The sequence below is a fragment of the Natronosalvus amylolyticus genome (assembly GCF_024298845.1).
GTDB lineage: Archaea > Halobacteriota > Halobacteria > Halobacteriales > Natrialbaceae > Natronosalvus > Natronosalvus amylolyticus.
On sequence record NZ_CP101156.1, the window covers coordinates 3,041,443 to 3,056,137 of the forward strand.

Consider the following 14,695-nt stretch of genomic DNA (forward strand, 5'->3'; position numbering starts at 1 on the left):
TAATGCGCTCTCGAAACAGTCGCCTCGGCGTCGTTGCGCTGACGCTCGTCCTGTGTCTCGCGGCCGTCGCGGGCGTCCCGTTCGTCCTCGGCATGGCTGACGCCGACGCGACGCTGTCGGTCGACTCGAACGAGGCGGGTGAACCGGCCGAACACACCTGGGAACTGACTGGGGTCGACTTCGAGGGCGAGGTCGACGAGATTACTCTCCAGTACCCCGAGGGTGCGAGTTTTGACGGGGTAACGAACGAGGATGTCACCGTCGAAATCCAGCGCGAGGGCGAGACGGAACCGACGGAGATCAGCGTCAACAGCGATTCCTACGCGGGCGACACGGCGACACTCGATCTTAGCGGCGTCTTCAACACGGACGTCGACGGTCCCGTGATCGTGACGGTTGCCGACCTCAGGAACCCGCCCGAAGGTGACCACGAAGCGACGCTCACGCTCGAGGGAGCGGACGATTCGCTCTCGGTATCCGACGCATTCGAGACCGAGGGGGACTACGAGGTGCCGGAACCGCCGGAAGCTGAGGCGACGCTCGCTCTCGAGCCGACGGACGCCGGCGAATCCGCCGTCCACACCTGGACGCTTTCGGCCGTCGACTTCGGTGACGACGAAATCGAGACGATCACCGTCGAGTATCCCGATGGGACGGATTTCGACGGGGTGACGAACGACGACGTTACCGTCGAAATCGACCGTACGGGTGACGGCGAGCGAACCGAGATTAGCGTCAACAGTGATTCCTACGACGGCGAGCGGGCGACCTTCGACCTTAGCGGCGTGTTCAACACGAACGTCGGTGGCGACGTCGTGGTCGCCATCGACGGTCTCGAGAATCCGCCGGCTGGCGATTACGCGGCCTCGATCACGCTTACTAGCGAGGATCGAACCAAAACCCTCGAGGCACCGTTCGAAACGACGGCCGACGCCGAACCGGTTCTCGAGGCGACCGTGTTCGCAGACGGAGGGCCGTACGCGAACGAACCGGTCGTGCTCGAGCTCGAAGGAACCGTGGCCTTCGTGACGACCGACGAAGACGGGGTCGTGACGGTCGACGTCCCTGCAACCGGCAGCTACGGCGTGACGGTCACGAGCCAGGGTGATGGCACGGCGACGGACACGGTTTCCGTCGACGGCCAGACCGGCGCTACTTTCGACCTCACGCGTGCCGAGTCGGGCGCTTTCGAGGCGACCGTGGCCGACGAGGACGGCGACCCACTTCCCGACGGGACCCTCGTGACCTTCAGCGGCGACGACGGCTTCGGGCCGGACAGAACTGGCCAACTCGAGGACGGCTCGGTGCACATTACGGGCGTCGAACCCGGTAGCTACGAGATTACGGCCGAGACCGACGACCTCGGGATGACCGACCCCGTCTCCGTCGAGGTGACGGCTGCCGAAACGACGGCCGTGTCAGTCGGCTACGGCGACGAGCAAACGGCCCTCGAGGGCAGCGTTCGAACACCCGACGGAACCGTCCTGGCCGACGAACTCGTCGCACTCGAGCTCTTCGGGGACGACGACCGCGTCGAACTTCTATCGACCGACGAGGACGGCGCGTTCGCACTCGAGGATATCGAACCTGGGGAGTACGAACTCGCCGTGACTGGGCAGGGATTCGACACGAGCGAGTCGGTCTCCGTGGGTATCGAAGCCGGTGAGACGGCATCGGTCGAACTGGTGCTGGCCGACTCGGCTCCCGGAGCTTTCGAAGCGACCGTAACAGACGAAGACGGCGACCCACTCCGGGACGGGACGTTCGTCACGTTCAGCGGCGACGACGGCTTCGGCCCGGACAGAACGGGCCAGATCGAAGACGGTTCGGTACGGATTACGGGGGTCGAGCCCGGAACCTACGCCGTCACCGCGACGACGACCGAGTTGGGGAGCACCGAACCGGTGACCCTCGATATCGGCGCGGAAACGACCGAAGCCACGTTCAGCTATCGGACCGTCGAGGACGTCGATACGGTCGTGATCGACGGAACCACGGCGACGGAGTCTCTCGAGGTGGGAAGCGTCGAGGGTGACGTGATCGTCACCGGCGCGGCCACAATCGAAGACGAACTCCTGATTCGGGGCGACGTCGGTGGCGACGTCGTGCTATCCGGTGGGAGCACCGTCGGCGATCTGACCGTCGAGGGGGACGTCGACGGCGGCGTTCTCGTGACCGGGTTCGTCACGGTCGACCGACTGACCGTCATGGGAAGCGTCGGCGAATCGGTCGAACTCCGGGGGGCCAGCCTGGTTCGCGAGGATCTTTCGGCAGGTGAGATCGACGACGACCTGACGCTCCAGGGCGTCTCGACCGTGGGCGGCGACCTCACTTCGGGTGCCGTCGGCGGAGATGTCAGCTTGCAGGGCGTGCCCCTCGTCCGCGGCGATCTCACCATCGAGACGCTCGAGGGCAGCCTCGAGCGACGCGGGAATCCCACCGTTGGCGGCGACATCGTCGTCGACGGTGAGGTGTCCGAGGACTCGAGCGGTCCTAGCGGACCCGGCGCAGGGAACGGCGCTGGTGGCCCGGTCTTCGTCTTCGGCTAACCGGATTGTCGATTTTCCGAGTTGTTTTTTCGTTTGTTCAGGCCCTGTCTGGACAGGAGGCGTAGGTGTTCTGCTTTCGCGTCGACTCGCTGGTCGCCTTGGAGGGCAGGTAACCACCTGAAAAAGAGTGCGATAGTGGAAACCGCTTTGGCCTTCGAAATGATGAGAGCGCGTGAGAGATGGTGGGTGCCCATTCAAAATAACAATCTCTTTCTCACTCGAAAAGAAGCAGCCACCTATGTCAATGGCTTCGTCGGAAGGGACACAGGAAACAGCCGACCCCGGGCCGACGGACCCGTCAGAGCGGATCGTTTCACTCGATGCGCTGCGCGGGTTTGCCCTGCTCGGCATTCTGGTAATCAACATCTGGCTATTCGGGTTACCGACGGTGGCGTCGCTCAACCCGACGCTCTACGGGGACTTTACCGGCAGTAACTACCTCGCGTGGCTGGTCAGTCACGTCTTCTTCGAACAGAAGTTCGTCACCCTGTTTACGTTCCTGTTCGGGGCCGGCATGGTCCTCTTTCTGGAGTCGAAAAATCGGAAAGGACAGGCCGGGCGGAAGCTACACTTCAGCCGAACGTTCTGGCTGCTCGTGATCGGCCTCGGACACGCCTACCTGCTCTGGTGGGGCGACATTCTCGTCTTCTACGCGCTCGCAGGATTCCTCGTGGTCTGGGTGTGGCGGTGGCGTCCGACGCGCCAGTTCATTCTGGGAACGGTCATGTTCGCGATTCCGTCCGTGCTCTATCTGCTCACGGCGATTGGCTACTACTCACTCTCGGCGGATGGGCAGACCGAACTCGAGGCGGAACTGCTCGGTGCGTTCGGGGCCGACCTGTCGCCCGAGGCGGAGATCGCCGTCTACCAGGGTGGCTGGGTCGACCAGGTTGCACATCGTTTTCCCGTCATGCTCGAGTTTCACACCATCGGATTCCTCTTCGAAGTGCTCTGGATGGTTGGCGGGATGATGATAATCGGGATGGCGCTGTACAAGTGGGGCGTGTTGACCAACGAGCGGAGCACCCGCTTTTACCGGCGGGCATTCGTCGGCTTCGGCGGGGCTGGCCTAGCACTCGTACTCGCCGGGGTGTGGTCCCGTGAGGCGGTTTCCTGGGAGACGCTGCCGGTGCTCACCCTCTCGTTCCAGTTCAATTACTGGGGTGCGCCGCTGCTCGCAGTTGGGTATCTCTCAGGAATCATGCTCCTCTGTCGCTGGGCCAGTGACGGGATGATCGTTACCGGCCTGGCCGCCGTGGGACGGACCGCGTTCTCGAACTATCTGCTCCAGACCGCCCTCGCGACGACGATCTTCTACGGCTACGGCCTGGGCCTGTTCGGCCAGTTGAGCCGCCTCGAGTTGCTCGGCGTGGTCGTGTTGATCTGGGCGATCCAGATTCCCCTGTCGGTCTGGTGGCTCGAGCGATTCCGGTTTGGCCCGGTCGAGTGGGTGTGGCGAACGCTTACGTATCGGAGCAGACAGCCGTTTCGCCTCGAGGAGTGAGTGACGATTCCGATATGTTCGGGGCGATATCGAACCGTTTGACGGCCCCATGTGATTGGGACGGTGTGCAGTGACCTCGAGACACTGCCTCCGCCCATATGTCGCTGCATTTATACGATCCTGCTTGATCGTTCCAGCCATGACTAGTTTCACGGAAAAGACACACCAGGTGGTTCGGCCTCACCTCGCGAGCGGCGAACAGCTGAAAGCCGCCAGGAATGGGACGGGCGAACGCGAGGTCATCGCTGTCACTGACCGACGCCTCATCTCCTTGCACGTCGGTGAAAACGAAATCCAGTCGTTGACCGCGACTTCGCTCGAGGATGTCGAAGCCGTCTCCTTCTATCGATACACGGAGGACGAGTACGATGTCGAAATGAAAAATTGGTCGGAGCTATTTATGCTCGGGGCACTCATCTCACTCGGCCTGTTCGGATACAGTGTCATCGACTCGAACGGGATCATCGGCGTCACCGGGGTGATTCTGACGCTCCTATTTGCCTTCGGTGCCCTCTGGGCGAGAGAACAAATGGAGCAAGCAGGCGACTCGTTTATCACTGCCTCGGTAACCACCAATCACGACGACACCAGTCGCACGTTCACCGTTCCTGGAGACGCTACCAGCGTTGTCGCTGCCCTGTCCGAAACCGCAGCGTCACCGTAGGTGGCCTCGAGGCTGGAGGGGTGTATCAACCGTGTGATGTCGGTACGTCGCTCGAGGCGAACGAATTACTTCGGCACGAACTGTGATAAGCGAATGCCCAGGAAGTGATGGTTCGCACTCGAGGGTGCTCGCGGTGGCCCCGGATTTGACCCCGTGTTTGCTCGCGTACTGGGTGGCCTTCCGATACTGTTCGACGGCCTCCCAGGCGTCGGAATAGGCCCCGCCGTCGAAGGTGCGCGCGAGCGTTTTGTCGGTCACGAACACGGGGTTTGTCATATCGGTACTCACAGTGTGGGCGAAAGGGGTGTGTGTCGGTCTCGAGGCGAAATTTTGGGAATCGACAGACGGAAGTGCTTCAAGGGGTCGCTGTAGGGCTTCCGTCAGACGCTAATTATCAATTTTGAAAGCCAATCAGGTCTGGTGACAGTCTTTTCTTCGGGGGTGGCCGATGTGTTTATTAGGGAGTACTGAGGCCACACTATCAGCATCGGGTGCAACGGAAGAGACAGAAAGTGACGGTTCGGGTGTGCGTGGGTGCATCCCCCTACCCGGCCCCGTCGGTTCGGGATTCGCGTCCCGGCAAATAAGTCTTCTTACCGTTCACAGGTGCTGTGATTCAACAATGCGAATGGAAAGCAAAATTCAAACCGAAGACGAATCGTCCAGCCGGGCGGTATCGCCGGTCATTGGAGTCATCCTGATGGTTGCGATTACTGTTATTCTGGCTGCCGTGATTGCGGCGTTTGTGCTGGATCTCGGGCAGAGCTCGAGTGCAAATGTCAATGCAGGTGTGAGTATCGATGGTGATGGTACCTCGGAAGTGACAGTCAGTGTACAAAGTATGGGGAACGCAGATGGCATCTTTGTTGTTAATGACTCAGGTGACCGGGTTACCGACTCAGATGGCAATGATATTGATCTGACGAGAGTTGGTGCCTCTGCTACTTTCGATAGCACTGGTTCGTATTCTGTAGTTGCATACACCGGAAATGACGCCGACGATACGGATGACGAAACAGCAATCAACAGTTTCGAAATCCCCTAATCAGTTCAATTAGCGAGGTAGAACTGATATTGCTGTAAAATAGTCCATCATATTGTCCGATAAGAACTAAATCTCGGACGTAATCGGCCCGATCGGGCCGCCCATGCCCACCAAAACACTCACTACCCACCGGGTTGCCGTCCGGCATACTACTCCGTTACGCGTCGATGTGCGTGTCGAACCGGACAACCGCTATCGGTTCGACACCCACAGTCGGGCGTAACGAACCAGTACGCACATCCCGGACATAAATCTCAAACAACACCGAAACCGTGACGACATGAAAGTCTGGCTCAGCCAGACCGAAGTTGCACAGTTCCTCGAGGCCAGTCTGCGTTGCTGGGGACGGGAGAGTGTTGCCACTCACGGTTCCGGCGCTACCAGTCGGGTTCGAGCTTTCCAATCGGTCTAGTGTCTCGACCAGGAGTTTTCCACAGCATCAGGTGCCTCGAGAAGCGAGCTGGGTCGTTCCCTGAATGCCGCCACTTCTCGATCGCCTCGCGGGCGACCGCTTGAGCGCTCTCGAAACTCGAGGATTGACTAGCATCGAGATGCTAAATTTACTCCTAGCAAAATAACCGGCGAGATGGGATTCGAACCACGATCGCAGCAAAGCTGCTCCCTGCTTCGAACCCCACGTGAGCCGTTCCGCACGACTCACTGGCGTTCGTCGACGGAACGGGCACGATGGGATTCGAACTTAAGTCAGGAACCTGACACTGCGTGTCAGAACCCTTCCAACGTTCGCCGACCACGGGTCGGCTCACCCACGACCTGACCCGAAGTCCAACCTAACTCGTGACCCGAGCTACAGGCCTTCACTATTCTGTCTGACGGTTCGCCTGATAAATCGAGGACGAACCCCATGCATACAAAGAAAGCAACGACCGTGTACCTAGACTATCGAGAGAGCGACTGTGCGCATCAAACAGTACAGAGCTACGAATATAGATTAAACAAATTTGAGGGCTGGTGGGGCGACCGGGACATAGGAGAGATGACGAAGCAAGATGTCCACGAGTGGAAACAACATCTCAATGACCAAGACTTAGCGAAGCCCACAATCAAGTCCCACATCGACACACTCCGTGGATTTCTGGCGTATATGGCTCGTCTCGACTACGTCGATGACGACCTCGTCGACGTAGCCGACTCTCCGACACTCTCAAAGGGCGATAACGTCCGAGATGACGAGGTCGAAGCCGACGTAGCGACCCAGATACTGCAGCGCCTCGATAGATTCGACTACGCTTCGATGCGTCACGCCCTAATTTTGCTCTTGTGGCGTACTTCGATGAGAACTGGTGCCGTTCGAAGTTTGGATTTGGGCGACTACAATCCAAATGAACAATACCTACGCCTCGAACATCGCCCGGGTAGCGAGACACCTCTCAAAAATCAAGGCGAGGGAGAGCGGATGGTTGCAATCTCAGAAGAAACATGCCGGATACTCGACGACTATATCGCCGAGAAAAGAGTCGATATCGAAGATGAACACGGAAGAGAACCCTTGTTGACGACGAAACACGGAAGGATAGCACGGAACACAGTACGTAAATGGTGCTATCGACTCACTCGGCCATGTTGGTTCAGTGGTGAATGCCCACACGACCGGGAGCTAGACGAATGCCGAGGCAGTGTCGAGAGAAGCGACAACTACGCTTACGAATGCCCAGATTCAGTCGCTGCTCACGCCTTTCGGCGTGGTTCAATCACGCACTTTTTGAGAAACGATATGCCGGAGACCGTCGTCAGCGACCGGGCGAACGTCTCAACTGACGTGCTTGATAAGCACTACGACCGTCGGAACGAGCGGGAGAAAATGGAGCAACGGAGAGTGTATTTGGACAACATCTAAGACGGGACTCTGCTGAGACTCTCAACGGGAGTATATTCACTGTTTCCTGTCCAACATAGTAGCTATTTATCGGCAACAATGAATTTATATCCTATCACTTCACGTGTAGATACGATGCCGTTCGCCGAAAGCGTGCTGCAAAAAGATGAAACACATATTGCTGAGGTTCCGGTTGAATATCAGAAGCAGTTCAACAGACACCGAATCGGTAGTATCATTGTTAGCGATGAGAGGTGTGTTTTCTTATACTTGGATGGAGATTCTTGGAAGAAGTTTACTGAGTACCAACTATCTTCAGAACCATTTGCTCAGTACCGTAACAACGACCTATACGCCGTTTTCTTGCCAATGCCTGATGGAGAGCGTATCTCACAACTAAAATCAAAATATATCTCAAAAGTGAAAGACGTAACTGGTGCCTCGTATTTCACAGATATTCTCGAGGAAGAGAGCCAAGAGCCACCCATTCAACCAGACGACTGTGACTGCAAGCGTATCTCCTCAAACAATGTTCTGGTCGAGAACGAGAACGCCGAACTTGGCGAAAGCTTCGATGAACAGGAATTTCGACTGGTCTCATGCAAGGACTGCTACAAAATTTACGGACGTTACCGAAAGGGTCGAAAAGCGTCGCTCAATAAACTCTTCTCCGCAGATTGGCTTCTTAGTGGCGACTCCTCGCCAGAATCAATCATTGAACTAGGAATGGATGATGCATACGCAATTCATCATCCACCCGGTGGCTCAACCCAGATTCAAGACGCTGTACTCACTCTGTCACAAATTGCTAGCCGGTCAGACGACATCATCAGCACGTACAAGCATGAGTATCAGCATGCCCTCTGTTATATTCAGAGTGATAATATGGCTGGATATCTCACTTGGGAAGACCATGACAGAGGACCAATACTGTCGCAACTATACGTGCGAAATGGGCACAGAGGAGAAGGTATAGCAGCTTCACTTGTGGCTGGATGGTACGAGACAATATGCGAATCAGACCAATACTTCGTCGATGACCTAACCACCGGAGGGCGTGCGGTGCTTGAATCCATTGAGCATCTTGATAGGGGGTCGGGGCCTGCCCGTGAAGTATACAGTCTTATACCGATGACATTTGGTTAAACAAACAAAAAGACGCACAGGATACTTGAGAGAATAACCAAATCTCAATTAGTATTTATGGAGTCCTTCTTGGTTGACTTTATACTCCTAAGATTCAACTACTCTTCCAATGACCAATATCTCGTTAGGAAATTATATTGAAATCGACAAAGAGTCCGCCATTGGATACGAAATTACGTTCGCCGCCCTTCTTGCGACCGCTCTACTCTTCGTTCCCAATGTAAGTACTCCGCTCTACCCGGTTGCCATCGGTTCGGCGTTTCTTCTTCTGACAACAACGCTTGTTCGGCGGATGTCATTCTTGAATCCTTACTCAAAAGACCTCCTCCGAAGTACAACCCCTCTATTAGTCATTTCGACAGCGTTCGGACTGCTCTATTTGACACTTGTACTTGGGAGTTTTACCCAACCTTATATTCCGTTCGTTAATCCCCGTCCATCCACGCTAGGACTTCTGTATGCAGTAGCTTTTTGCCTCGGTTTTGTTCTTCTATATGAAGCACTATTTCGTGATTTTTTCCTCTTGATTTGTATATTCGCTTATAACCAGCATCTTGAACATCAAGGGACGATACTGGGAAGAATCGCTCTCACTATTTCGAAGAAATCCCTCTCATCATCACTACTTCCAAAATCTGAATGGCCAAAAGAAGTGCGTAAAATTCAAACGGTTGACTCTCAGTCCTCTCCCAATGTCAGCGTGAGAATCCGCATTCTCCATCTGATTGGAACTCTCCTCGCTATATTAGGAATCGTCCTGATTTTCTCTCTCCCCCTCGTAGTATTTTATTTGCTGATGTCAATGGTCGCGAGTCCAAATGTTACATCCATCATCATAGACGGGGGACTTCTCGCAATCGCTGTTAACTATCTTATCGTCTCACTTCGGTTCTTGTACGGAAGATATGGTCAAACCCCATTTACAGAAATAGCATCTCCTAAACGTTATATGTACTATTCACTGATTCTGTATGCTCTTTACTTCATTCACGTTGCTTATGAACAGGGGTTGTTTTTGAGTTAGTCTTCTAATGTTCTCGTTGTTCATGCATCCAAAGGTCGTCTTGTCGAGTATCGCCGCAATAGACCTTTTTACCACACCGCTTGCATCGATACCACCCATCATCATCAGTCGACTCGTAATACTGCTCGAGAACACTCCTGACACTTCTGTCCATATCTATAGGGGTGTGAAATTAGTACATTGGTGTTTGGATGAAATTAAGCCCTATAAGTGGATTTAGAGCGTCTCAACAATCATGGCACACGTCAGAATGGAAGCAGCAGACCTCGTCGTCGACATCAACGATGAATCAATGAATGCAGACGAGTTGGCCGACGTAGCGGACGCCGAGATGCAAATGATGATGCAAAAGTGGGTGTCGGCTGACGAGAGTTTGATAAAATGCTCACCTCAACACCCGACGTTCTCGCTCGGAGATTAAACGGCTCAGATTCGATTCTCAACGGTTTTCGTTGTGGTGTGTCCAATCACACTCTCCAGTTGCGCCCGTGCGTAGACGATGCGGATAGGACGCTTCATCGTCCTCGCTACGCTCCTCCGTACCACTAAATCACAGTGTGTCCTATCCGCATCTATGCCACCCCGACGCAGTCTGCCATGTTGCGGCCAAATACGGGTTGTTGCGCCCTGTTGCGGGGTTGTTGCGGGGGTGGGTGCAACAGCTCTCGCTCAAGAATTCACAAGGCAGAGGCTCTCTACTTAACTTAACTATATTATGTTGCACTATATTCTCTAGAGGGGTACGTGTGAGAGGAGAGAAGCTGAGAGGAACTCTGTGAGAACATAGACACCAAAAACTATTTGCCGCAACACAAAATCGCCAATCGAGTTAGAAGCTCTGTAGCTACTGTGAACAGGCAGTAGGAGTGTTGCACCACCCCCCGCAACAAGGGTGGTTTTGGGGTGCAACAAGTCGCAACTGGTGGAGCAACATAGATATTTTACTGTATTTCGGTCTTGACAAAAACCTATATACCCATATCACATTGTATACAATGGATATGTTCGATAACAGCACAATACAGATGGATTATATTGATGCACTTGGTATCGACCCCAAGGACATTGCCGAGCAGTCTAACATGGTTAGACTGGATGGAGAGGTAGCGCTCAAATTAGAGATAATGGATGCTGTGACTCCCGGACGCACGACTAAGCGGTCTCTCGTGCGTGAGTCGGTGGAGTCATACTACGACGATTATTTCGGCAAAATCGACGAACCAGACCCGTTTGACACGGTGAATAATCATAGCGAAGATATCGCTCAGCATATGTAACCAGAAGGTGATTAAGTATGTTCGCAATCAATAATACAAAGTCTGACAGTTTAGGCGTATCGGCAAGAGGAGAGTCGGAATTAGTTGACTCACTCAAAAACTACCCTAGTTGGGTGGGGTTCACATCCGACAAAATGCCAATTAATCCCGAAACAGGCAATGCTGCCCGTATCAACGACAGCAGCACGTGGTCTGATTATCAGACTGCATCAGGCTACTGTGAGCGCACCGGGGACTACCTCGGGTTTGCGCTGGATGGGTCTGAAGATATTGTGTTCATCGACCTCGACGGGTGCCGAAACCCCGAGACTGGTGTCGTCGAGGACTGGGCAGTAGATATCATAGACCGTGTGGATTCGTACACAGAATTATCGAAATCGGGCACTGGATATCACATCCTCGCACGTGGGGATATAGCTCTGCATGCGCATAAGCAGAAGATGGAGGCCGAGAAGGTGGACGTGGACAAGACCTCAGAAATCGAGGTGTACGTCGATGGTCGGTTTGCGATATTCACATTCGACCACATCGAACCTATGTCTACTGATATCACAACTTGTGATAACCTCCAAGCCATCTACACAGACTACTACGGTGAAGAGCAAGAGCCGTCTGAAGGAGACAGCTTTTACGACGTAGAGGTCTCGATGACGGCAGAGGAGATTCTGAACAAGGCAAAATCGAGTGATGAGAAGTTCGTGAAGCTCTGGAACGGAGATAAGTCGATGCACTCCGGGGACCATTCGGCTGCAGATTTGGCGCTGGTTTCAAAGCTGGCGTTTTGGACGGCCTGTGACCGGGATATGATGGATTCGCTGTTCCGAAAATCGGACCTCATGCGTGGCAAATGGGACGAGAAGCGTGGGGACCAGACATATGGGGAGATGACTATCGATAAGGCAGTCCAGTCCACGACTGATGTGTATCAGGGACACACCGGGTTGCCTGATGATATCAACCTCAACGTCAAGGATGGTTGTTACGGCCATCTTGGCACCGATGAGGTTGGCACCCCCGTGTTCAGAGAGGTTACTAACTTTACTCTGGCTCGCAAGGAAATCCTCCGAGAGGATGGAGAACAGTACGTCAAACTCGAAGTACGGCCTGCTAACGGGAAGAATTTCGAAGTCACTGTTAAACCAGAGGTGTTCAACGACTCCCGTTCGTTCAAAGATGCGGTCTGCACTCGCCTGAGCACATCATTCAGCGGCTCGAGCCATGACCTCCCTGAACTGCGAAAGGTCGTCCTCAGGCAAGACAGTCCAGAGCGTACGTCGACGACGAAAATTGGGTTACATGATGGGGAGTTTGTGGCACCATCGACAACGTTCTCACCGAACGATGAACACACGCACGTATACCGAGATACGGGGGCTTCCGTGGCAGAGAAAATCCAAATCGAAGATTTGGACTATAACGAGGATGAAGTGCGTGACATCCTCGAATTGCTTCCACAAATTCGGGACACTAAACGATGGATACCAGTTATCGGATACTACTATTCGGCTCTGTTCGCCCCACTCATCCGAGACATTGAGGGGGAGCTTCCGATTCTCTCTATCACTGGAGAAACTGGGTCTGGTAAGTCGTCGTCAATGCGTGTGGTCTCTCGAGCGTTCGGGTCGGATGGAACAGCGTTCGCTATCGATTCGACGAAATTCTCCCTCATCAAGCATCTGAGTGCTATAAACAACGTTCCTGTCTGGTATGATGAGTACAAGCCAGCAGATATCCAATCATACAAACTGGACCGCTTTCAGGCACTCCTGCGTGCTGCAACGAATGGCCGTACGGAGACCCGAGGGCAGAAGAGTATGGGTGAGAATCTGTATCGATTGACGGCACCTGTGGCTATCACGGGAGAGCAGCAAATCCAAGGGTCTGCGGAGCAGCGTCGAGCGATTATGACGCAATTCCAACGGTCGACGACGGACCCGGGGACCCCGACCCAAGTAGCGTTCACTGAGATTCAACAGTTGAATCTGAATGACCACGCTAAATTCTCCGTCGAGCAAGTCCTGCAACGGATTGCGAGCGACGAAGACCTCGACGGAATCTGGGAGCAGTGTAAGGACCACGTCCGAGGTCTCGCCGACGATGATGTTGGAGGTCTCGCCATCAACGCTTTAGCAATGGTCAAGCTCGGGATGGTCGTTTACGGCCTCCTTTGCGACCGTGTAGGCGCTACACCAGCCGTAGACACTGACGCCATCGACGACGCAATTACATACGTTGCTGGGCAGAAAGGGGTTGAGAATCGTAAGACACACGTCGACGAGTTGATGGAGCAAGTAGTCCGTTGCATCGACAACGGCGACCTTACCCCACTTCAGTCAACGACCCAACGTGGAGACTATACGTTCGTCAACCTTGATGATGACGGCGAGGAACTGCGTCTGAAATTCAGCCGGGTCTACCCCGCCGTGTCCAAATACCTGAAGGACCACAATCTAGATATCGACTTGCTGGGTCCGGATGATTACAAGGACCGCTTTGGCGACATGGAGAGTGACGAGACCAGCTACGTGGTTGCTGCATCCAAACAAACACGGGGGCTCAATCGCTGTGTCGCTGTGAATGCACGGGACATAGAGGACAAACTGGATATCGACTTGGATGATGTTCGAGATGACCTCCACACGTCCTGATATGCGACGTTCCTTCGTCAACTGACTAATTACCTTTGTACGACATAGAACTCGAATAGCGGCTGCGCTGGCAGGGATAGAATGGGTTTGATTGAATATAATAGTCATACTTCGGTTGCTTGCTCTTCGTGATGATGGCAGTAGTGGTCCTCGGCGTCTACAGTGTATCGGTCGATACCGAACCACGTACTGCACTGGTCTCCGTCCGTGGTCTCGCCCCGGCATCGGATTCTCTCGCATGGACCCATGCTTACTCACCCACGAAATATTCTTGCAGGTCGATGTATTCGACGTCCATGCCTTCGATGTAGATTTCCCCACTCGCGAGGTCTACGTTGATTGGCTGCCCATCCGGGAGTCGAATGGCGACCACAGGGAATTAGCCTTCGAAGTAGAATTGGCAGCCTTCGGCGGTTTCTAGCTGTTAGTCGGTCGCACCATCGTTGCAGATGACTTCCACATGTGTCCGAAGGACCTATCGATTGTCAACAAAGCGGACACACAACAGGTCGCTATCTAATGTGGAGTTCACCTCTCGAACGATATCTGCACGTTCCATCTTTGCTAAGATGAATGCAATGGTGGGTTCGTTCACTTGTGTGTTGGATGGAACATTCATCACGAGTTCTTGGTTATTCTGCCAGTATTCGACATACGCTATATCGGAATCACCGAGTGCTTCGTCGAATAGTTCAACCACTTTGGAGAGATTCCGACCATTTGCAATTTCCTCGATATTATCGATTGTGAGCGTTATCTGTTGGAAATCTGCGGGCCCCCTATGTTGACGAGCACAGGCGGTCGTGTCCATCTATAGCGTTGTGAGATATCGATTCATCGCATTCATCACACTGATAGTACAGTTTTCGGAGTGTCCACCCCTTATTCGTGAGGAAATACGGGTCGCGTCCATCGACTTCTTCGAAGTGGTCCTCACAGAATTTCCACTCTTCATCTGGATGGCCGTGCTGACTGGATATCGCATATTTGGCATCCTCATC

13 protein-coding genes are annotated in these 14,695 nt (G+C 54.1%); 10 read left to right on the top strand and 3 right to left on the bottom strand.

The window, feature by feature from the left end:
- Positions 1 to 2 precede the first annotated feature (2 nt).
- The 3 genes from NLK60_RS14225 (at position 3) to NLK60_RS14235 (ending at position 4,717) form a co-directional block, all read left to right on the top strand.
- Positions 3 to 2,549: an MSCRAMM family protein gene (locus NLK60_RS14225; RefSeq protein WP_254808436.1), complete on the top strand. Its 2,547-nt coding sequence runs from the start codon at positions 3 to 5 to the stop codon at positions 2,547 to 2,549.
- 238 nt (positions 2,550 to 2,787) lie between these two features.
- Positions 2,788 to 4,053, top strand: coding sequence for a DUF418 domain-containing protein (locus tag NLK60_RS14230; RefSeq protein WP_425499052.1), 1,266 nt, complete (start codon positions 2,788 to 2,790; stop codon positions 4,051 to 4,053).
- Positions 4,054 to 4,192: 139 nt separating this feature from the next.
- The gene (locus NLK60_RS14235) at positions 4,193 to 4,717 is read left to right on the top strand and encodes a hypothetical protein (RefSeq protein WP_254808437.1); all 525 of its coding nucleotides are present in this window, start codon (positions 4,193 to 4,195) and stop codon (positions 4,715 to 4,717) included.
- Here NLK60_RS14235 and NLK60_RS14240 read toward each other — a convergent pair.
- Positions 4,709 to 4,993, bottom strand: coding sequence for a hypothetical protein (locus tag NLK60_RS14240; protein WP_254808438.1), 285 nt, complete (start codon positions 4,991 to 4,993; stop codon positions 4,709 to 4,711). The genes NLK60_RS14235 and NLK60_RS14240 overlap by 9 nt on opposite strands.
- A 346-nt stretch (positions 4,994 to 5,339) precedes the next feature.
- Here NLK60_RS14240 and NLK60_RS14245 point away from each other — a divergent pair, with 346 nt between their 5' ends.
- The 7 genes from NLK60_RS14245 to NLK60_RS14275 all read left to right on the top strand — a co-directional run bounded on the left by NLK60_RS14245 (position 5,340) and on the right by NLK60_RS14275 (position 13,694).
- The gene (locus NLK60_RS14245; RefSeq protein ID WP_254808439.1) at positions 5,340 to 5,762 is read left to right on the top strand and encodes a type IV pilin domain-containing protein; all 423 of its coding nucleotides are present in this window, start codon (positions 5,340 to 5,342) and stop codon (positions 5,760 to 5,762) included.
- Between the two features lie 865 nt (positions 5,763 to 6,627).
- Positions 6,628 to 7,620 carry a tyrosine-type recombinase/integrase gene (locus NLK60_RS14250; protein WP_254808440.1) on the top strand — a complete coding sequence of 331 codons (993 nt, stop codon included), beginning with the start codon at positions 6,628 to 6,630 and terminating at the stop codon, positions 7,618 to 7,620.
- Between the two features lie 114 nt (positions 7,621 to 7,734).
- Entirely contained in the window at positions 7,735 to 8,745 is a 1,011-nt protein-coding gene (locus NLK60_RS14255) for a hypothetical protein (RefSeq protein ID WP_254808441.1), read from the top strand.
- Positions 8,746 to 8,854: 109 nt separating this feature from the next.
- A complete protein-coding gene (locus NLK60_RS14260) occupies positions 8,855 to 9,769 on the top strand; it encodes a hypothetical protein (RefSeq protein ID WP_254808442.1) in 915 nt (304 codons plus the stop codon).
- 235 nt (positions 9,770 to 10,004) lie between these two features.
- Positions 10,005 to 10,190, top strand: a complete 186-nt coding sequence (locus tag NLK60_RS14265; protein WP_254808443.1) for a hypothetical protein — start codon at positions 10,005 to 10,007, stop codon at positions 10,188 to 10,190.
- A gap of 580 nt (positions 10,191 to 10,770) precedes the next feature.
- On the top strand, positions 10,771 to 11,046 hold the full coding sequence (locus NLK60_RS14270; RefSeq protein ID WP_254808444.1) for a hypothetical protein: 276 nt from the start codon (positions 10,771 to 10,773) through the stop codon (positions 11,044 to 11,046).
- A gap of 17 nt (positions 11,047 to 11,063) precedes the next feature.
- Positions 11,064 to 13,694 carry a phage NrS-1 polymerase family protein gene (locus NLK60_RS14275; RefSeq protein ID WP_254808445.1) on the top strand — a complete coding sequence of 877 codons (2,631 nt, stop codon included), beginning with the start codon at positions 11,064 to 11,066 and terminating at the stop codon, positions 13,692 to 13,694.
- A 250-nt stretch (positions 13,695 to 13,944) separates the two neighbouring features.
- Here the strand turns inward: NLK60_RS14275 and NLK60_RS19555 are convergent, their stop codons facing one another.
- Positions 13,945 to 14,067, bottom strand: a complete 123-nt coding sequence (locus tag NLK60_RS19555) for a hypothetical protein (RefSeq protein ID WP_256530377.1) — start codon at positions 14,065 to 14,067, stop codon at positions 13,945 to 13,947.
- Between the two features lie 102 nt (positions 14,068 to 14,169).
- Positions 14,170 to 14,505, bottom strand: coding sequence for a hypothetical protein (locus NLK60_RS14280; RefSeq protein ID WP_254808446.1), 336 nt, complete (start codon positions 14,503 to 14,505; stop codon positions 14,170 to 14,172).
- Positions 14,506 to 14,695: the final 190 nt, after the last annotated feature.